This is a genomic window from Nonomuraea sp. NPDC049421 (genome assembly GCF_040677005.1).
GTDB lineage: Bacteria > Actinomycetota > Actinomycetes > Streptosporangiales > Streptosporangiaceae > Nonomuraea > Nonomuraea salmonea.
The window spans coordinates 21,586-40,346 of record NZ_JBFAQA010000044.1; the positions used below are offsets into that span (position 1 = coordinate 21,586).

17 protein-coding genes are annotated in these 18,761 nt (G+C 71.2%); 6 read left to right on the forward strand and 11 right to left on the reverse strand.

Features of this window, described 5'->3' with window-relative positions; all coding sequences use genetic code 11:
- Nucleotides 1-52: 52 nt before the first annotated feature.
- The gene (locus AB0K18_RS46020) at nt 53-2,083 is read right to left on the reverse strand and encodes a cellulose binding domain-containing protein (RefSeq protein WP_364928188.1); all 2,031 of its coding nucleotides are present in this window, start codon (nt 2,081-2,083) and stop codon (nt 53-55) included.
- Between the two features lie 123 nt (nt 2,084-2,206).
- Between AB0K18_RS46020 and AB0K18_RS46025 the strand changes: the two genes are divergently transcribed.
- On the forward strand, nt 2,207-3,184 hold the full coding sequence (locus AB0K18_RS46025) for a helix-turn-helix domain-containing protein (RefSeq protein WP_364928191.1): 978 nt from the start codon (nt 2,207-2,209) through the stop codon (nt 3,182-3,184).
- A 4-nt stretch (nt 3,185-3,188) separates the two neighbouring features.
- On the opposite strand, the gene AB0K18_RS46030 is transcribed toward AB0K18_RS46025, so the two are convergent.
- From AB0K18_RS46030 to AB0K18_RS46045, 4 genes are all read right to left on the reverse strand, one after another.
- On the reverse strand, nt 3,189-6,779 hold the full coding sequence (locus tag AB0K18_RS46030; RefSeq protein ID WP_364928194.1) for a S8 family peptidase: 3,591 nt from the start codon (nt 6,777-6,779) through the stop codon (nt 3,189-3,191).
- A 123-nt stretch (nt 6,780-6,902) separates the two neighbouring features.
- The gene (locus tag AB0K18_RS46035; protein WP_364928197.1) at nt 6,903-7,655 is read right to left on the reverse strand and encodes a hypothetical protein; all 753 of its coding nucleotides are present in this window, start codon (nt 7,653-7,655) and stop codon (nt 6,903-6,905) included.
- A 139-nt stretch (nt 7,656-7,794) separates the two neighbouring features.
- Nucleotides 7,795-8,289: a hypothetical protein gene (locus AB0K18_RS46040; protein ID WP_364928200.1), complete on the reverse strand. Its 495-nt coding sequence runs from the start codon at nt 8,287-8,289 to the stop codon at nt 7,795-7,797.
- 105 nt (nt 8,290-8,394) lie between these two features.
- On the reverse strand, nt 8,395-8,949 hold the full coding sequence (locus tag AB0K18_RS46045; protein ID WP_364928203.1) for a TetR family transcriptional regulator: 555 nt from the start codon (nt 8,947-8,949) through the stop codon (nt 8,395-8,397).
- Between the two features lie 132 nt (nt 8,950-9,081).
- Here AB0K18_RS46045 and AB0K18_RS46050 point away from each other — a divergent pair, with 132 nt between their 5' ends.
- On the forward strand, nt 9,082-9,771 hold the full coding sequence (locus AB0K18_RS46050) for a hypothetical protein (RefSeq protein WP_364928206.1): 690 nt from the start codon (nt 9,082-9,084) through the stop codon (nt 9,769-9,771).
- 25 nt (nt 9,772-9,796) lie between these two features.
- On the opposite strand, the gene lpdA is transcribed toward AB0K18_RS46050, so the two are convergent.
- Both lpdA and AB0K18_RS46060 read right to left on the reverse strand, forming a co-directional pair.
- Nucleotides 9,797-11,176 (reverse strand): dihydrolipoyl dehydrogenase, encoded by a 1,380-nt coding sequence (gene lpdA / locus AB0K18_RS46055; RefSeq protein WP_364928209.1) that lies wholly within the window; start codon nt 11,174-11,176, stop codon nt 9,797-9,799.
- A gap of 39 nt (nt 11,177-11,215) precedes the next feature.
- Nucleotides 11,216-11,590 (reverse strand): tautomerase family protein, encoded by a 375-nt coding sequence (locus AB0K18_RS46060; RefSeq protein ID WP_355412111.1) that lies wholly within the window; start codon nt 11,588-11,590, stop codon nt 11,216-11,218.
- 18 nt (nt 11,591-11,608) lie between these two features.
- On the opposite strand from AB0K18_RS46060, the gene AB0K18_RS46065 reads away from it, so the two are divergent.
- Genes AB0K18_RS46065 through AB0K18_RS46075 form a run of 3 tightly spaced genes read left to right on the forward strand, consistent with a single transcriptional unit; the run spans nt 11,609 to nt 13,888 of the window.
- Nucleotides 11,609-12,259: a response regulator transcription factor gene (locus AB0K18_RS46065; protein ID WP_364928213.1), complete on the forward strand. Its 651-nt coding sequence runs from the start codon at nt 11,609-11,611 to the stop codon at nt 12,257-12,259.
- 6 nt (nt 12,260-12,265) lie between these two features.
- Nucleotides 12,266-13,318, forward strand: a complete 1,053-nt coding sequence (locus AB0K18_RS46070; protein WP_364928216.1) for a quinone-dependent dihydroorotate dehydrogenase — start codon at nt 12,266-12,268, stop codon at nt 13,316-13,318.
- 15 nt (nt 13,319-13,333) lie between these two features.
- Nucleotides 13,334-13,888: a GNAT family N-acetyltransferase gene (locus AB0K18_RS46075; protein WP_364928218.1), complete on the forward strand. Its 555-nt coding sequence runs from the start codon at nt 13,334-13,336 to the stop codon at nt 13,886-13,888.
- Between the two features lie 7 nt (nt 13,889-13,895).
- Here the strand turns inward: AB0K18_RS46075 and AB0K18_RS46080 are convergent, their stop codons facing one another.
- From AB0K18_RS46080 to AB0K18_RS46095, 4 genes are all read right to left on the reverse strand, one after another.
- Nucleotides 13,896-15,488 (reverse strand): beta-N-acetylhexosaminidase, encoded by a 1,593-nt coding sequence (locus AB0K18_RS46080; RefSeq protein WP_364928220.1) that lies wholly within the window; start codon nt 15,486-15,488, stop codon nt 13,896-13,898.
- Nucleotides 15,485-16,309 carry an N-acetylmuramoyl-L-alanine amidase gene (locus tag AB0K18_RS46085; protein ID WP_364928223.1) on the reverse strand — a complete coding sequence of 275 codons (825 nt, stop codon included), beginning with the start codon at nt 16,307-16,309 and terminating at the stop codon, nt 15,485-15,487. The genes AB0K18_RS46080 and AB0K18_RS46085 overlap by 4 nt, the downstream gene beginning before the upstream one ends.
- Nucleotides 16,310-16,387: 78 nt before the next feature.
- Entirely contained in the window at nt 16,388-16,636 is a 249-nt protein-coding gene (locus AB0K18_RS46090; protein ID WP_355412099.1) for a hypothetical protein, read from the reverse strand.
- A 120-nt stretch (nt 16,637-16,756) separates the two neighbouring features.
- The gene (locus AB0K18_RS46095; protein WP_364928307.1) at nt 16,757-17,776 is read right to left on the reverse strand and encodes a LacI family DNA-binding transcriptional regulator; all 1,020 of its coding nucleotides are present in this window, start codon (nt 17,774-17,776) and stop codon (nt 16,757-16,759) included.
- Nucleotides 17,777-17,961: 185 nt separating this feature from the next.
- Here AB0K18_RS46095 and AB0K18_RS46100 point away from each other — a divergent pair, with 185 nt between their 5' ends.
- Nucleotides 17,962-18,612, forward strand: a complete 651-nt coding sequence (locus AB0K18_RS46100; protein WP_364384203.1) for a TetR/AcrR family transcriptional regulator — start codon at nt 17,962-17,964, stop codon at nt 18,610-18,612.
- Nucleotides 18,613-18,761: the final 149 nt, after the last annotated feature.

Sequence of the window (18,761 nt, forward strand, 5' to 3'; positions counted from 1 at the left end):
CTCCCAGGATGGACTCTCCCGCCGTGGGAGAGTCCAGCGGCAGGGGCCAGGGTCAGCGGAGGGTGCAGGTGGTGCCGTTCAGGGTGAAGACGCGGGGCAGGACGTTCGGGCCGGTGTAGTTGCCGACGAAGCCGATCGAGGCCGTCGCTCCCGTCCCGAGCGTCGGGTTGGCGGGCTCGTTGACGGCGCGGACCTCGCGGTCGTCCTCCGTCCACACGGCGCTCCAGCCGCTCCCGAAGCTCTGCCAGGAGCGGGGCCAGGCGAAGGACAGAGTCCAGCCGTCGAGCGGGGCGCCGTTGTTGGTGATGTCGAGGGCGCCGACGTAGCCGCTGGCCCAGTCGGACTGGACGGTCAGCTTCACGCTGCACGTGCTGGTCGCCGGCGTGCCGGTGGTGAAGGTGAGCGGGAGGGACGGAGAGGACTGGGCGCCGGCGTGGGTGCGGGCGAGCACGTTCACGGTGTAGCGGGTGCCGGGCTCAAGGTTGCGTACGGTCAGCTTGGTGCCGGAGGTCTCGCCGAGCTGCTCGGTGACGGCGCCGTGCTGGCGGACCAGCTCGTACTTGGCGACGCCGGGAACGGCGGGCCAGGTGATCGTGGCGGTGGTGTCCGTGACGGCGGTGAGCTTCGGCAGGCCAGGCGCGCCGGGGCGGGCGGCCTGCGGCTTCGCGGGCCGCAGGATGACGGTGGTCATCGAGAGCGGAGGAAGCGTCTGCGTGGTCGCGCTGCCAGTCGAGCCGGTGGTGATGGCGGTGGCGCCGTTGGTGTGGCTCAGCACGGTGGGGGCGCCGGCCGCGGGGGAGAAGCCGGTGTAGTCGAGTTCGACCGGATACGACGTGCCGGCCGAGGTATTGATCAGCAGGACGGCCAGGTCGCCGTTGGGCCGCCTGGCGGCGTGGGCTTGGACGTCGGGCCGGGAGGCGGCGGCGCGGATGAACTGGTCGCCCGGCCGGGCGAACTTGCCGACCATCTGCAGCGCGTAATAGGGCGCGAAGGGCGTGTTGAGCGGCGGCTCGCAGACGCTGCCGTCGGCGGTGCAGGTGGCGCTGGACAGCAGGCCGAAGTCGCCGTAGTCGGTGTGTCCCGCGACCTCGGTGACCTCGCCGATGCCGTTGTGCACGTTCCACCAGTCCACCGTGAACACGCCGCCGGCCAGCAGCGTCGCGTACGCGTCGGCGGCGGCCAGCGCGCCCGGCTGGGTGTTGGTGCCGTTGCTGCTCGACCCCGTGTTGAACTCGGTCATCGCGATGCCGATGCGCTCGGCGCCAGGACCGGCGTAACTGGCGATCTGCTCGCGGGTGAGCTGGATGATGTCGGGGACGTGGCCGGTCTTGTCGAGGGCGCCCGGGTACCAGTGCAGGATCACGAAGTCGATCTTTGAGCCGGCGGTGGACAGGACGACCTGGTTCCACGAGCCGCTGTCACCCTCGGCCACGATGGCGTCCGGCCAGTTGGCGGGGGTGGTCAGTACCGCGCCGATCTTGATGGCCGGGTCCACGGCCTTCATCGCGTCGGAGTAGGCGACGACGTGCCTGGCGTACTCGTGCGGGCTCTTGTCCTCGTGGTCGTCGGCCTCCCATGCGGCGCCGTAGTGACCGTTGCCGTAGTTCTCGTTGCCGATCTCCCACAGCTTGACGCCGTAGCGCTTGGTGACGTTGGCGTAGCGGACCCAGGCGGCGGCCTCCTCGGCGGTGCCGGTGCCGTAGTTGGCGGTGACCATGGGCTGCGCGCCGGTCCTGCGTACGCCGGCCATGAACGTGTCGAAGTCGGTGTTCGGCGCCACGTAGCCGCCGGGGGCGGTGTGGTCGGCCCAGTGGTAGATGTCGGAGTAGGAGCCGCCGGGGTAGCGCAGCAGCTTCACGCCGGCGTCCTTGAGCAGGTCGGCGGTGGCGTTCGTGCCCAGGTTCGTGTCCCAGATGGCGTGGTTGGTGCCGATGCCCGTCTCGGGGACGGCGGCCAGGCCGGCGCGGGCGTTGACGGTCACGGCCACGGGTTCGTCATCGGCCGCGTACGCGGTCGCAGGGGCGTTGAGCGCGGTCAGCGTCAGCAGGACGGCCAGCGCGGCTCGTAACGGGACTTTCGGCATCGGGCGCACCTCATGCTGGGAAGGGGACACCGGGAAAGCAGTGCGATCATCAGCGGCTCGCCGCGCGCCCGTCAATCGCGGCTGAAACTTTCATGAAATGTCCCGGATGCCATGATGGACGGCATGTTGAAGGCTGCGGGGCTGGACGAACTGGAGGAACGGGTCTACCGGGCACTCGTACGAGCAGGCGAGGCCGACACCGCGGGCCTGGCCGCCGAGCTGGGCGCAGGGGAGGCGGAGACGGCCCGCGCGCTGGCCGGGATGCGCGAATCGGGGCTGGTCAGAGAGGTGGCGCCGGGCAGGTTCGCGCCCGTGGCGCCCGAGGTGGCGCTGGGACCCCGGCTGGTACGCGGCCAGGAGGCCATCGACTGGGCCCGCCAGGCCGTCGAGCGGCTCTCGGAGGAGTACCGCGCGAGCGTCCGCAGGCGCGACGCCCACCGCCTGATCGAGGTGCTGCCGAGCCGGGCCGCGCTGCGCGAGCAGGTACGCCACCTCCAGGACAGCGCGCGCGAGGAGGTCCTGTACTTCTGCCGCGCCGGCCACGTGGTGATGCCGTCGCAGGACAACGACGAGGAGCTGCAGGCGCTCGGCAGGGGCGTCGGCTACCGGGTCATCTACGAGCGGGCCCTGCTGGAGGAGCCGGGCATGGTCGCCAACGTGGCGTACGGGATCAAGCTGGGCGAGCAGGCCCGGGCCGTACGGACGCTGCCGGTCCGGATGATGATCGCGGACCGGGAGACCGCGCTGCTGCCGCTGGTCCAGCACGTCGGCGGGATGACGGAGCTGACGGCCGCGCTGGTGCGCGACAGCAGCCTGCTGGAGGCGCTGATCGCGCTGTTCGAGGCGCAGTGGGAGCGGGCGACGCCCATCAGGTTCTCGGAGGACGGCCAGGTGGCCGACACCGGGTCGTGCCCCCTGGACGCCGACGAGCTCTATCTGCTGTCACTGCTGGTGGCCGGCGTGCCGGAGAAGACGATCGCGAGCCAGCTCGGGCTCAGCCTGCGGACGGTGCAGCGCCGCGTCTACCACCTCATGCGGCTCGCGGGCGCGCAGACCAGGATGCAACTTGCCTGGCATGCGGCCCGCGAGCACTGGTTGTGATCGGTCAGCGCACGCCGTACGCCCTGGTCACGGTCTGCTCGAACCGGCTGCCCCGGTCGCCCGTCACGGTGACCCGCAGCGAGACGCCGGTGTCGGTGCGCTTGTGCGCGACGAGGCCGGAGTAGCGGCCCTGGCCGAGCGGCAGCACCGGGATGCGCTTCCAGGTCTTGCCGTCGTCGTATGACAGTTCCGCGCTCAGCGTCCTGGCCCCCTTCGCGGTGAAGCCGAGCGGGACCGGGAGCGTCCTCGGCACCCTGCCTTCGAGGTCGGCGGGGATCGTGTAGTCCACGCCGAGCAGCGGCAGCTCCTTGGTGCCCTCGGCGCGGCCCGACCTGAACGTCCACGCGGACTCGGTCGCCGTGGCGTAGCGCCAGTTCTCGGAGGTGCGGGTGGTGGACAGCTCCAAGCGGTACTCGGCGTCCTGCTCGGCGGCCGGGTAGGTGCCGCTCAGCGTCTTGCGCTCCTCCGCCGGCTCGCCGTCGCGGTAGAAGCGGGCGGCGGTGGTGTCCTTGTCGCCGCTGCCGCCGGCGTACCCGATGTGCCCGGCGGCGTCCACGAACTCGGGCACCTCGACGCTCAGCACGTCACCCGTACGGCTGGCGCTCCGCGCGACCGGCCGGACGACCGGCGCGAACCAGGTCTCCCTGACCGTCTCGCCCGCCCGGTACGTCCGCGGCACGTCGGTCAGCCCGCCGCGCAGCCGCGAGTTGGACTCCCACGTGAGCATGTGCTGCACGATGTGCTGCCACTGGGTGTCGCCCGAGCTGACGTACTCGGCCCTGCGGTTGCCGGTCGGCAGGTAGCGCTGGGTCTCCATCTGGCTGTCGAGGCTGTACTGCTGCCAGGGCCGCCAGCCGAAGCGCTGGTCCTTGCCGTACCGCTCGCCGCCCGACTCCTGGTAGTGGGAGTCGACGAGGGCGGTGTTGCGCCAGTTCACGTCATGGACGATCTTCTGGGGCACGTGGCCCTGGGAGACCTGCATGACCTCGTACAGGTACGGGGTCTGGAAGCGGCCCGTCACCTGCAGCGTGCCGCCGCCCTCGCGCACCCGGTCGAGCAGCACCTGGCCGCGGTCGTGCGTGATCATCAGGGTGGGCAGCGGATCGCGGGCGCCGGTGGGGTTCCACGGCTGCCACATCGCGCGGCCGTCGGGGCCGACGACGATCACCGCCACCGCGCCGGCCGCCTTGAGGTCGTCGATCTTGCTCGACCAGTCGCCGAACGAGCTGCTGGTGATGACCGCGGCCCTGCCCTTGAGCTTGCCGCCCGCGTCGCCGTCGGCGAGCTTCCAGTGCTGGGTGCCGGAGATCTCAGGAGACCTGATCGTCGGCCTGACCACCAGGTCGTCGCGGCCGAGCCGGGCGCTCACCCGGGGCGCGGCGAGCTGCCAGCGGGAGGCGAACTCGAACGTGCCGTTCTTGACCGGCGCCGTCGGGGTGACGGCCAGGCCCTCGACGGACGGGAAGTTCATCGCGCCGAGCGCGATCTTCCTGTTCCCGTACGTGCGGTAGGTGAAGTAGGTGGCGATGCCGTCCTGGATCACCGGCTGCGAGGTCCTGATCTCGATCGGCACGGCGGTCCTGGCGTCGAGCACGACCTCCATGTCCTGCTGCAGCTCCAGCTCGGGGAAGACCATCAGGGTGTCCATGGGCAGCTCGTCGCTGGTCTCGCCCATGATGGCCTGGGTGTGGTAGGTGCCCTCGGGCATCTCGACCGTCCAGCCCTCGGCCTCGTCGAGAATGTAGCCGTAGGCGTCGTCCCTGCTGGAGGCGCCGTACATCATGATCACCGGGACGCGGGACGGCCGGCCGTCGCGGCCGATCGCGGTGAAGTGGACCTTGTGCATCTTGCCGCGCCTGGTCAGCGCCAGCGTGGTGTGCGCGAGCGCGGAGCCGTCCGCGGTGGTCGCGGTGACGTAGCCGGCGTGCCTGCCGTGCTGGAGCTTGGCGAGGTCCACCTGGAGGTCCACGGTGGCGCTCGCGCCCGGCTCGATCGTGACGGTGGTGGCCGACAGGGTCAGCGCGCCGTCGCCGGGGGCGGTGCCGTCCAGGTTGGACAGCGCGGGGGTGAGCGTCAGCGTGGCGGGGGAGTCGCCGGCGTTGCTGTAGGTGATCGTCCCGGACGGGACGGCGGTGCCGCCGTCCTCGAACACGCCGAGGCTCAGCGAGGAGGTGGCGGTGACGGTCTGGCGCAGGGCGCGCGTCACGTCGAGGCGGCCGCCGCCCTGCTCGAACGGGGTCTGCCCGTCGATCGTCTTCGCCGTGGACACCAGGGCGTCCTTGAGCCGGCCCGCCTTCCAGTCCGGGTGGCGCTGGGCGAGGATCGCCGCCGCGCCCGCCACGTGCGGCGTGGCCATGGACGTGCCGTTGAGCCGGGTGTAGAGGTCGTCGACCGGGGTGCCCAGGGTGGTGCCCGAGGCCCTGGCGGCGGTGATGTTCACGCCGGGCGCGGTGATGTCCGGCTTGATCGCCTCGTCCAGGCGCGGGCCACGGCTGGAGAAGGAGGCGAGCGCGTCGTCGCCGTCCACGGCGCCGACGGTCAGCGCCGAACTGGCCGCGCCGGGGGAGCCGACCGTGTAGTCGTCGCCCTCGTTGCCCGCCGCGATCACGAACAGGCTGCCGGTCTCCTCGGTCAGCCGGTCCACCGCGACGCTGAGCGGGTCGGTGCCGTCGGTCGCGCCGCCGCCGAGGCTCATGCTGACGATGTCGGCGCCGCTCTCGCGCGCCGCCCACTCCATGCCGGCCAGCACCTGCGACTCTGAGCCGCTGCCGAGCTTGTCGAGCACCTTGCCGATGGCCAGCTGCGCGCCAGGGGCCACGCCCTTGCGCTGCCCGCCGGCGCCGTTGCCGGTGCCCGCCACTGTCGCGGCGACGTGGGTGCCGTGGCCGTGCTCGTCCTTCACCGACTCGTCGTCGGTGAAGTTCCTGGTCTCGGTGATCTTGCCCGTGACGTCGGGGTGGTTCTCGTCGATGCCGGTGTCCAGCACGGCGACCTTGACGCCCGTGCCGTCGTACCCGTCCTGCCACGCCTGCGGCGCGCCCACCTGCGGGACGCTGTGCTCCAGCGTCGCGTGCACCTTGCCGTCGAGCCACACCTTGGCCAGCCCGTCGCGCAGCCTCGGCTCGCCCGACGCGCTCCACAGCGTGGGCAGGTCGTCCTTCTCGGCGCGCATCGTGGCGGCGTTGACGCTGCGCAGCGTGACGCCCTTCGCGGCGCCGTCGCGGTAGGACAGGATGAGCGGCAGCACGTCGCTGCTCTCGTCGTCGTAGCCCTGCTCGATCAGCTCGCCGACCGAGAACAGCCGCTCGTCCACGAGGCCGCGCGACAGGTACGGCACCATGTCGGCGGGCGTGACGACCAGGTCGCCGTTCTCCTCGCGGGTGAAGAACCTGACGTCCTCACGGCCCTCGGCCGGTTTCACGGTCGCGGCCCGCTTCCCGCCGGCGAACTCCTGTACGGTGACCACGTCACCGGTGATCAACGTCACCCGGTGCTGCTCCCCGCCGCCCGGCTGGCCTGGCTCCGCGGCCTGGGCCGGAGCCGCGAGCAGCGCCAGGCCCACGCCGGTGGCGGCGAAGAGGGGGATCCATCTCATGAACGAACCGATCTTTCGTGCGGCTTTACCCGTTCAAGAGAATGGGGGATCCTGCCGGTCAGAAGCAGTCGAACAGCCTGGTCAAATGACGACATGTCGCGAACATGACAGCAGGGCTGGGGCTCAGTTGTACTTGTAGAGGCGGGTGGCCTGGCGCCGGCCGCCGTCGAAGAGCGAGGCGCGATACATGCTGATCGCCAGGTCGCCGTGTTCCGCCTTGCCGCAGGTGCCGGTGCCGGCGAGCTGGTGGATCTCGAAGCGGGCGGTGGGGTCGCCGGCGATGAAGTACTCGGCGCGGGCCTGGAAGCGGTCGGCGCGGGTGTCGCAGGCGTAGACGAAGGTGGGACGCTCGCCGAAGCAGAGGGTCGCGCCGCCCTTGGTCGACGTGCAGATCTTCGACTTGGCGCGGGCGGCGGCCGGGGTGGTGCGGGTCTCGCGCTTGACGGGGTATTTGGCGACGTTCCTGACGGTCTTCCAGCGGCCGTACCTGACGCGCTTGCCGCCGCGGTACAGCGCGGCGCGGAACGTGACCGTCTTGCCGATCTCCCTGCTGCCGCGCACCTCGCCGTTGCGGGCCAGGTTGTGGATGACGTACTTGGTGCCGAGGTAGCCGTTCAGGTAGTACTCGACGGCCGGGTGGTATCCGTCGTCACGGGTGTCCTCGACGGTGATGCCGGGGCGGGCGCTCCCGTCGGGGCCCACGCACGCCTCCACGCCCTTGAGACGCGCGCACACCGGCTCGTCGTCCGTGCTGTCCGTGGAGACGGCCACCGGCGTGGGAGAAACCGTCACCGACGGTACGGCCGCCACCGCCCCGTCGGCGCTCGACGCGGTGGCCGTCAGTACGACCGCCGCCAGGATGGTACGACGTAACATCACCGAACCCACCAACCTCTCGTGTCACTTCCTGCCATGCCTGGATGTGACGCGAAATATCGGGGGAAGGTTCCGGACAAGCGCGGATGGCGGTGGCCGGCCCCCACCCGTCGGGCCGGTCATCGCGACGCCTGCCTGGTCAGGCCGGCAGCTCCCGCCGCTTGGGAGTCACGCTGGCCAGCAGCAGGAGCAGCGCGGCCTGGGCGAGCATGCCGGGCGCGAGCGGCGGCGCGCCGCCGACCGACTTCGTCAGCGCCGACCACCACTGCGACAACGGCGACAGCGAGTCCCAGTCGGGGTCCATCGCACCCATGCCGTGGTTGGCCACCACGTGCATGAGGACGCCGTACGCCGAGGCCAGCAGCACGATCACGGCGAGCACGCGCACCACGGTGAGCACGGACCCGGCGTCGCGCAGGGCGAGCATGAGCAGCGCGACCGCGAGCAGCGCGATGGCCACCCACGGGATCAGCTGGGGCGGCGTCTGCCAGTGGCGCTCGAAGGCCAGCTCGAGAGCGGCGCCCACGATGCCGATCGCGACCAGGGCGAGCAGCCCGAGCCGCAGCATCGCGGTGCCTGCGGGTCCGCGGCGGCGGCTGGGCCGCGCGGTCGTTCGTGAGGAGGTTGAGGTCATGTGCGGGGACCACCGTCCGGTACGAGGGGTCTTCGTCCCCTCCAAGGTCGCCGGGCATCCTCAGATATTTCTCAGTGAAATGTGAAGATCTGGTGAGAAGTGCAGTCAGAAGGGCCGGGTGGCCAGGTCGAAGGCGCGTACGAGCTCGTCGGCCCCGGCCCGCGGATCGTCCGACAGGGCGAGCGCCTCGATCGAGCCCCGCAGCGCCGCGCTCATCACCTCGGCGTCGAACGCACGGAAGGCCCCCTCCCGCTGCCCCTCCGCGAAGAGCTCGGCGGGCCACCCGTCGGAGCCCGTCTCGGAGGTGTTGCAGACGATCTGCCGCAGCGCCCGTACGCGCTCGGGCCGGGCGGCGGCGAAGTCGAGCCGCCCCCTGATGTACGCCGACAGCCGCTCCCGCACCCCAGAGACGCCCGAGGCCGCCCGCCGGACGAACGCCGCCTCCTCCTCCCGCACCACCCGAGCCACGGTCGCCAGCAGCTCCTCCTTGTCGGCGAAGTGGTAGGAGATCAGCCGCTTGCTGCTGAGCCCCGCCTGCCGGCAGATGGCGTCGTAGCTGGTGCCCGCGAACCCCCGCCGCGCCAGCACGGCGATCGTGGCCGACGTGATCTGCGCCCGGCGCACCTCGGACACCGGCAGGCGCCTCGCGGGGACTCCCATGCCTGCACACGTTCCACGCCGCGGCTCGGGACATCCCCAGGGACGCTTAAAGCGCGGATTTCTCTGGTTCACGCCGCCGATGCGCCTACCCTGGTACGCGCCGCACCGGAGACTCCCGGAGAGACCCCCCCAATGGCCAAATCCACGCCCCCGCAAGCCACCCACGAGCCGGGCACGTACACGGGCGCCCTCGTGGGCGACCCCGACGCCCCCGCAGGCCCCGTGACCAGGGCCGACCCGGCCACGGCCGAGCGGGCGCCGTACCGAGGAACGCCGGCCGCGCGGCGGCAGCTCGCCGGACTCGCCTTCGCCGCCCGCAGGCTCGCGCGCGGCGACGCGGGCGCCGCGCCGGCGGTCGCCGTCGTGTACGTGACGGGCGGCGACGAGGAGCTCACCCTGCGCCGCGTGCATCAGGCGCTGCGCGAGCTGGGCGGCGACGTCGTCAGAGGCAGCGTGATCTTCACCGGCAGCCTGTGGCAGGCGGTCCTGACCGTCTTCAAGCGGCAGGCCGGCGCCGGGCGCGTCGAGTCGGCGGTCGGGCTGGCCGTCTCGGCGGGGGAGAACAAGCTGTACTTCGAGACCCAGGCGGCGATCACCAAGACCAACGCGGAGGCGATCGCCACGCTGCTGGACTCGCTGGGGGACGCCACCATCGGCCTGGTCTTCGTCGGCAACCTGCTGGCCATGAAGATCGACGGGACGACCGTCGGCATGGAGCTGACCCCGCGGCAGGCGGCCTACCTGCGCGACAATCCGGCGCTGCACCGAGACCCCGCCGCGGCCCTTGAGGCCATGGAGCGCATACGCGTACAGGGGGCCTGACGCGCCGCGGCCGGAGATCGGTGGCTCACATGTTGATCATGTGACCCGCGAGCCCGTGGACGGCCTCCTTGACGGCCTCGCCGAGCGTCGGGTGGGCGTGGACGTTGCGCGCCACCTCGTGCACGGTGAGGTCCCACTGCTGCGCCAGCGTCAGCTCGGGCAGCAGCTCGGTGACCTCGGGCCCGATCAGGTGGGCGCCGAGCAGCTCGCCGTGGGTGTCGTCACTGATGATCTTCACGAAGCCGGCCGTCTCGCCGAGACCGTGGGACTTGCCGTTGGCGGTGAACGGGAACTTCGACACCTTCACGTCGTAGCCCAGCTCGCGGGCCTGCGCCTCGGTGTAGCCGAAGCTCGCCACCTGCGGCTGGCAGTAGGTCGCCCGCGGGATCATCACGTAGTCGAGCTCCATCGTCTCGGCGTCCGCGATGGTCTCGGCGGCGATGATGCCCATCGACTCGGCAGCGTGGGCCAGCATCAGCTTGGCCGTGACGTCGCCGATCGCGAAGATGTGCGGCACGTTGGTGCGGCAACGGCCGTCGACCGCGATCGCGCCGCGCTCGGTCAGCTCGACGCCGGTCTTCTCCAGGCCGTAGCCCTCGACCCGCGGCTGGAACCCGATGGCCTGCATGACCTTGTCGGCCTCCAGCACCTGCGTCTGGTCGCCGCGCGTGACGGTGACCTTGACGGAGGAGCCGTTGTCCTCGATGGAGTCGACGCGGGTGGAGGTCAGCACCTCGATGCCGAGCCGCTTGTAGCGCTTGGCCAGCTCGGCCGAGACCTCTTCGTCCTCCAGCGGCACGATGCGGTCGAGGAACTCGACGATCGTCACCTTGACGCCGTAGTTGTGCAGCACGTACGCGAACTCGACGCCGATCGCGCCCGCGCCCGCGATGATGATGCTGCTCGGCAGCTCCTCGGCGAGGATCTGCTCCTCGTACGTCACCACGCGCTCCGACAGCTGCGTGCCGGGGATGAGCCGGGTGGTCGCGCCGGCCGCGATGATGCAGTGGGAGAACGTGATGGTCTCGCCGTTGACCTGGAGCGTGTTGGCGTCGAGGAACGTGCCGCGCCCGTCGTACTCCGTGATGGCGTTCTTCTTCATCAGGTAGTGAACGCCCTTGACCCGCCCGTCGGCCACCTTGCGGCTGCGCTGGAAGGCCGCGCCGTAGTCGAAGGTGACCTCGCCGCTGATGCCGAAGGTCTTGGCCTCGTGGTGGAAGATGTGGGCGAGCTCGGCGTTGCGCAGCAGCGCCTTGGACGGGATGCAGCCCACGTTCAGGCAGACGCCACCCCAGTACTTCTCCTCGACGACCGCGGTGCGCAGGCCGAGCTGGGCGGCGCGGACCGCGGCCGTATAACCTCCAGGACCCGCGCCGAGGACGACGACGTCATAGTGAGTGCTCATGAGTCGGACCATACCGCCCGGGCGTACCTGCCCCTGACCTCAGACCTCCACCTTGTACGGCAGGCTGAGCTCATCTGCGGGAACGCCCCGGATGCCCCAGTTGTGCGTGGGCATCTCGATGATCGTGATCTCGACGTCCTCGGGATCGTACCCCGACCTGGCGTAGATCTCGCGAATCAGCGCCTTCTTGGCCTCGGCGCTGCGCCCGGTGAAGCAGACGATCTCGATGATGAGATAACGCTCACTCCGCTGCGGGCAGACGAAGTCGTCGGCGTCGAGCAGCAGGAACCGGTGGAACCGCTTGTCCTCAGGCAGCCCCCACGCCTTCACCAGGCACGCCTGGATGAGATCGGAGACCTCACGCTGCCGGCCGGCCCACACGTCCCTGCGGCCGTACACCTTCACCTGCGCCATGCCGCCACTATAGAGGGCGTGATCCGCATACTCCTGGCCGACGACGAGGCCATGATCAGAGCGGGGGTCAGGGCGATCCTCGAATCCGACCCCGAGCTGGACGTCGTGGCCGAGGCCGGCGACGGCAGGCAGGCGGTCGACCTCGCCATCAGCCACCACCCCGACGTCGCGCTCCTCGACATCCGCATGCCGCGCCTCGACGGCCTGGCCGCCGCCGCCGAGATCCGCAGGGCGGCGCCCGGCACGGCGGTGGTGATGCTGACCACGTTCGGCGAGGACGACTACATCGCCAAGGCGCTCGACGTGGGCGCGAGCGGCTTCCTGCTCAAGTCGGGCGACCCGCGCGAGCTGCTGGCCGGCATCCACGCGGTCGCCGAGGGGGCGGCGTACCTGTCGCCGAAGGTCGCCCAGCGGGTGATCGCGCAGCTGTCCGGCGGACGCATGTCGAAGGGGGCGCAGGCGCGCGACCGCATCGAGGTGCTCACCGAGCGGGAGCGCGAGGTGCTCGCGCTGCTCGGCGCGGGCCTGTCCAACGCGGAGATCGCGCGCGAGCTGCACATCGTGGAGGGCACGGTGAAGGCGTACGTGAGCGCCATCCTCACCCGGCTCGACGTGCGCAACCGCGTGCAGGCCGCGATCATCGCCCACGAGGCCGGCTTGGTAGCCTGACGCGTGATGTATCGCCTCGTGTTCTCGCAGGTCTTGCGGCGTTTCGACGCCGAGGCCGTGCACCGACTCACCGTGAGCGCCCTCGCGCTCCTCGCCCGGCTGCCGCTGCTCAAGCGGCTGCTGCACCGGGCGTACGCGCCGCACGACCCGGCCCTGCGCGTGAGCGCGTTCGGCGTGCACTTCCCCGGCCCGCTCGGCCTGGCCGCCGGCTTCGACAAGGACGCCGCCTGCGCCGAGGCGGCCGCCGCGCTCGGCTTCAGCCACGTCGAGGTGGGCACCATCACGGCCCACGGCCAGCCGGGCAACCCGCGCCCCCGCCTGTTCCGTCTCGTACGCGAGCGCGCGGTGATCAACCGGATGGGCTTCAACAACGCCGGCGCCCACGCCGCGGCCCGCAGACTGCGCAGGCCACGCGGCGTGCCCGTCGTGGTCGGGGTGAACATCGGCAAGACCAAGGTGGTCCCCGAGTCCGGGGCCACCGCCGACTACGTCGCCGGCGCGAAGAAGCTCGCCCCGCTGGCCGACTACCTCGTGGTCAACGTCAGCTCGCCCAACACCCCTGGGCTGCGCGACCTCCAGGCCGTCTCGCTGCTGCGGCCGCTGCTCACCGCGGTCAAGGAGGTCTGCGACGCCACCCCGCGCCGCACCCCGCTGCTCGTCAAGATCGCGCCCGACCTGGCCGACGAGGACGTCGACGCCGTCGCCGAGCTGGCCGTGGAGCTGGGCCTCGACGGCATCATCGCCACCAACACCACGATCGAGCACGAGGGCGAGCGCGGCGGGCTGTCGGGCCGCCCGCTCAAGGCCCGCTCGCTGGAGGTGCTGCGCCGACTGCGCGCCAAGGTCGGCGACCGGCTCACGCTGGTCTCGGTCGGCGGCGTCGAGGACGTCGACGACGTGTGGGAGCGCATCCTCGCCGGCGCCACCCTCGTCCAGGGCTACACCGGCTGGATCTACGGCGGTCCGCTGTGGGCCGCCCGCATCCACCGGCAGCTGCTGCGCCGGGTCCGCCGCCACGGCCTCAGCTCGGTCATGGAAGCCGTCGGCCGTACGGCGTGATCTAAGGTGGGCCGAATGATCAGACCCGTGACTCTCACCGGCGGCGTGGTCATGCGCCTGGCGACCGAGCAGGACGCCGAGGCGCTCGCCGCCGCCTACCTCCGAAACCGCGACCATCTCAAACGGTGGGAGCCGCGCCGCTCCGAGGGGTTCTTCACCTTCACGGGGCAGGCCGAGGGCCTCAAGGGCCAGCTCCGGGCGCACGACAGGGGCCAGGTGGTGCCGTGGCTGCTCTGTGACGGCGAGCGGGTGGTCGGCCGCATGACGCTCAGCAACATCGTCCGCGGCCCCTGGCTCAGCGCCGACGTCGGCTACTGGATCGACGCCGAGTACAACGGCCGCGGCCTCGCGACCGCGGCCGTGCACGAGGTGTGCAGGCAGGCCGACCAGGAGATCGGCCTGCACCGCGTCGCGGCGAGCACGCTGCTCGACAACGCCGCCTCGCAGAGCGTGCTGCGCAAGTGCGGCTTCGAGCCGTACGGCACCGCGCCCGACTACCTGGAGATCGACGGCCGCTGGCAGCACCACCTGCTCTGGCAGCGCATACTCAACGACCGCCCGGCCTTCTGACCCTTCGCTAGAGGCTGGGCCTGGTGGATTCGGCGTCGTGGGTCATGGCGTCGATGCGCTCCATCACCTCGGTCACCCGCACGGTGGAGGGCCGGTGCGGGCGGCGGCGCTGCCACGGGTGCGGCCCCGCCGCAGGTCGATACTCCACGCCGAGCGCGTCCAGCCGTCCCAGGTGCTCGCCCAGGCGCCCGTCGAAGTCGTCGCCCGCCGCGCCCGCCCAGGCCACCTCGGCCAGCGCGCAGGCCCTGGGCCACATCCGGTAGTCGACGGTCCGCGGGTCGGGCACCCGCTCGGTCCACAGCTGCGCCTGCACGCCGATGACCCGCGCCCGCTCCTCGTCGCTCCACCCGGCCGGCGCGGGGTCGAACGCGGCGACGTCCGCCACGGTGATCGCGTCGCCGATCGCCATCGGCTCGTCCGGCGAGCCGGCCTCGGCGTAGTCGAAGTAGAGCGGGAACACCGGCGTGGCCACCACGTCGTGACCGGCCGCGGCGGCCCTGCGGCCCACGTTCATGCCGCGCCACGGCATGACGATCGTGTCCTGCCGCAGCCCGCCGCTCACGAACGCCTCGTCCCACACCACGGCCCGCGCGCCCCGCTGGGCCAGCACGTCGGCCAGCCGGCGCAGGAACCACGCCTGCAGCTCCACCACGCCGCGGAGGCCGAGCGACTCCCGGTACGCGGTGATCTCGCCGGAGGCCGCCCACCGGTCCAGCACCACCTCGTCGCCGCCGATGTGCACGTAGGGGGTCTCGCCCAGCGCGCCGATCAGCTCGTCGAAGATCGCGGTCAGGAACTCCACGGTCTTCGGCAGCGGCGACAGGATCGCGGGGGAGATGCCCCACCGCTCCAGCACGTCATGGGGCTCACCCGTGGCCCCGAACTCCGGATAGGCCGCCAGGATCGCCGACGCGTGGCCCGGCACGTCGATCTCCGGCACGATCGTCACGTGCCGCGAGCGCGCGTACGCGCCCAGCTCGGCGAGGTCGTCGAGGGTGTAGTAGCCGCCGTGCGGCACCTCGTCGTACGCGTCGGGCTCGCGGTAGTGGTTGACCGCCGTACGCGGCCGGTGCGAGGAGACCTCGTGCAGCAGCGGATAGGCCCGGCTCTCCACCCGCCAGCCCTGGTCGTCCACGAGGTGCAGGTGCAGCCGGTTGAGCTTGTGCACCGCCATCAGGTCGATCAGCCGCAGCACCTCACGCTTGGGGAAGAAGTGCCTGGCCACGTCGAGGTGCAGGCCGCGCCAGGCGAAGCGCGGCGCGTCCTCGATCCGCACCCCGCGCACCGGCCACGCCGCGCCGGAGGAGAACCGGTAGGCGGCCGGCGGCAGGAGCTGGCGCAGCGACTGCGCCGCGTAGAACGCACCCGCCGGCCCGCCCGCCACGATCTCCACACCCCGCGACCCGACCGTCAGCCGGTACGCCTCCTCACCCAGCCCGGGGTCACGGCGCACGTCGATCTCACCGGAGTCGCCGGGCAGCGGGTCGAGCCCGGCCAGCGCCGTGCGTACGGAGGCGACCAGGTCACCGGAGACCGTGGGAGAGGCCGTCAGCTCGAAGGAGGAGGAAAGGTCACGAAGCAGCTCTGGGCGAGGAATCATGCTTGCAGATAGTGCTGCAATCCGTTCGCCAGCGCCACAGCGATCTTCTGCCGGAACTTCGGGTCACGGAACTTGGCCGCCTCGGTGGCGTTGCGCATGTTGCCGGCCTCCACGAAGATCTTCGGCACCGTCGACAGGTTGAGCCCGCCCAGGTCGCTGCGGTAATCGAGGGCCCTGCGCCCGATGTAGGTGGAGTAGGGCAGCCCGGTGCCCCTGCGGAAGGCGTCGCGTACGGCCACGCCCAGACTGCTGGAGTCGTTGACGACCTTGTCGACGGGACCGTTGATCTTCTTGGGCATGATCACGTGGAAGCCCCTGTTGGCCGGGGCCGAGCCGTCGGCGTGCACCGAGATCGCGGCGTCCGCCTCGGCCTTGTTGCCGATCGCGGCCCGCTCGGTGATGCACGGCCCGACGCCGTCGTTGCTCGAGCGGGTCAGCTTCACCGTCGCGCCGCGCTTCTTCAGGATCTTCTGCAGGCGCTTGGAGACGTCCCAGGTGAAGGCGGCCTCGCTGTAGCCGTCGTTGGTGGAGGTGCCGGTCGTGTCGCAGGCCTTCATCTGCGTCAGCACGTTGACCTTGCGGTTGATCTCTTTGGGCGCCCGGTAGTTGCCGCCGTTGTGGCCGGGGTCGATGACGACCACCTTGCCGTCGAGCGGCTTGGCCTCGGGCGGTGCGTCCTTGGCCTGAGCGGCGGCGGGTGCCTGCCCTGCCGTGGTCGCTGGGGCGGCCTGACCTGCCGCGGCGCCACCGGTGCCGGTGCCGCCACACGCGGAGGCGATCAGGCCGCAGACGGCGAGGACTGTGGCTGGTAGAGCACGCATGCCGTCCAACTTACGGCAATCCACGCATGCGAACTCGACTTATGCCAAGCGCGGCGTGCCTCGGCACGCCCTACGTCCTCACCAGACGCGCTCGCCGGCCTCCTGACGTTCGAGCAGGGCGGCGAGCTCCCGCGCGTCCTCGGCGTCGAGGCCGAGGACGACGCGGGGACGGCCCCACGGGTGGTCGAGCGAGTGGGCGACGTAGCTGGCGACCGACTCCGCGGCGCCGTCGGTGCCCCGTCCCCTGCCCGCCCGCCAGTGCCCCCAGGCGCGCTCTAGCTCGGCGGCGGCGCGCTGGGCGCAGGACACCAGTTCCGGATCACGCATAGCTGTTCCCCCGGATCAGATCGTGGCCGGATCGGATCCGGCCACACCTAGCATGACCCTACCGAGTAAACCGCCGTGTGGCGCCGCCGCCACACGGCTTGACCCAGGTTTGATGCTCTCTTAGGCGGGTCCCGTGCTCCGCCGGACGATCAGTTCAGGGCGTACCTCCCGCAGGCGTGCGACCTTGCCGGGATCGCCGATCCTGTCGCTCAGCAGCGCGGCCGCCGACCTGCCCATGGTGCGGCGAGGCTGGTCGACGGAGGTGAGCGAGATGTGCCGGGAGGCCGACAGGTGGGTGTTGTCGTAGCCGATGACCGAGAGGTCCTCGGGGACGCTCAGGCCCAGCTCGCTCGCGGCCGACAGCACGCCGAGCGCGGTCACGTCGTTGGCGGCGAAGATCGCCGTGGGCCTGGGGTCGCGGGTGAGCAGCGCGAGCGCCGCCTCCCTGCCGCCCTCTTCCGTCGAGTCAGCGGCCTCGACCATGATGTACGGCGCCAGCGAGTGCCTGCGCATCGCCACGAGGTAGCCCTCGCAGCGCGACGCCCGCCGGCCTTCGATGTGGGCGATGCGCTTGTGGCCCAGCTCGACCAGGTGGTCGATGGCCAGCCGCGCGCCGAGCTGGTCGTCGTCGACCACGATGTCGACGCCGTCGAGCTCGATGTCACGTTCCCCTACGACGACCGTGGGGGTGTACGCGGTCGCCTCGATCAGCGTCTCGCTGGTCGGGGCGATGCCGAGCAGGACCAGCCCGTCGACCCTCAGCTCAAGGAAGGCCTCCACGGCCTCGTCCTCGAACGCGGGGTCCCATTGGCTGTTCCCGATCAGCATGCGCAGCCCGTCGCCGTGCAGGCTCTCCTGCAGGCCGTCGAGGAACTCCGCGTAGAACGGGTTGTGCAGGTCGGCGACCAGTGCGCCCACCAGATGGGTACGTCCTTCGACCAGGCTCCGCGCGACCGCGTTGGGCCGGTAGCCGAGTTCGCGGGCCGCCTGCAGCACGGCCTGGCGCCGGTGCTCGCTCACGTGCGGGGATCCGCGCAGCACGAGTGAGACCAGCGATTTGGACACGCCGGCTCGTTCGGCGACGTTACGGATGGTCGGTCTGGGCCGAGGCAGCGCGTCTACCTCTCTTAGCTCAGGGATGGTGGATGTGTTGACGGGCGGTCCTGACATGTGTCTCCCCCGCGATGCGGATATGGGCACCTGTCTCACCAAACGATCGAGTTGACCGCAGGGTACGGCCTACGTCACGGATTGCCGCAACCTGTCGCGTAAGGGGCGCGGGACGTGCGGGATCCCGGCGGGGACCGGTCGGATACTGTGCTGGTGTGACACCCGGGAAGTCAGCCGAGACGGCACGGCCGGCTCGGCGCAGGCTCAGTGTGGACCGCCGCCGGGAAGAGCTCATGGCGGCGGCGCTGGAGTTGTTCTCCACCCGCGACGCGGAAGACGTGTCGATCGACGACGTCGCATCGGCGGCGGGGGCTTCGCGGGCCCTGGTCTACCACTACTTCGGTGGCAAGCAGGAGCTCTACGTGGCGGCGCTGAGAAGCGCGGCGGAGCAGTTGGAGTCGCGGTTGCGGCCGCAGGAGGGCGGCAGTCCGCTCGACGAGCTGGCCTCCGGGCTGAGGCGCTATTTCGACTTCGTCGAGGAGCACGCGGCGGGCTTCGCGGCGCTGCTGCGCGGCGGCCCCGCCAACAGGACGGGCGAGGTGGGGGAGATCGTCGACGGCGTGCGCCGCCGGCTCTTCCTCCTCATCCAGAAGCAGATGGGCGTCGAAGAACCGAGCCCGGTGCTGCGCACGACCCTGCGGTCGTGGATCGCCTCCGTCGAGACCGCCGGCCTCGACTGGCTGGAGCATCGCGACATCGACCGGCCCACCCTGGAGAAGCTGCTGGTCGACCAGATGGTCGCGCTGCTCGGCGTCGCCGCGTCGCATGACGGCGGCGTCGCCGGTCTACTCGACCGGCCGGCGTAGCGGCGGAGGGCGTGACACGTCACGGAAGAGTGGCGCCGGGCGGGCGGCGCCAACTTCCATCCGACGTCTCGTCGTCACAGCGGTGGACCCGGCCCAAATGGCGACCCGGTCCACCCCCATCAAACCCCCCTGAGGTCCGTGACGACCTT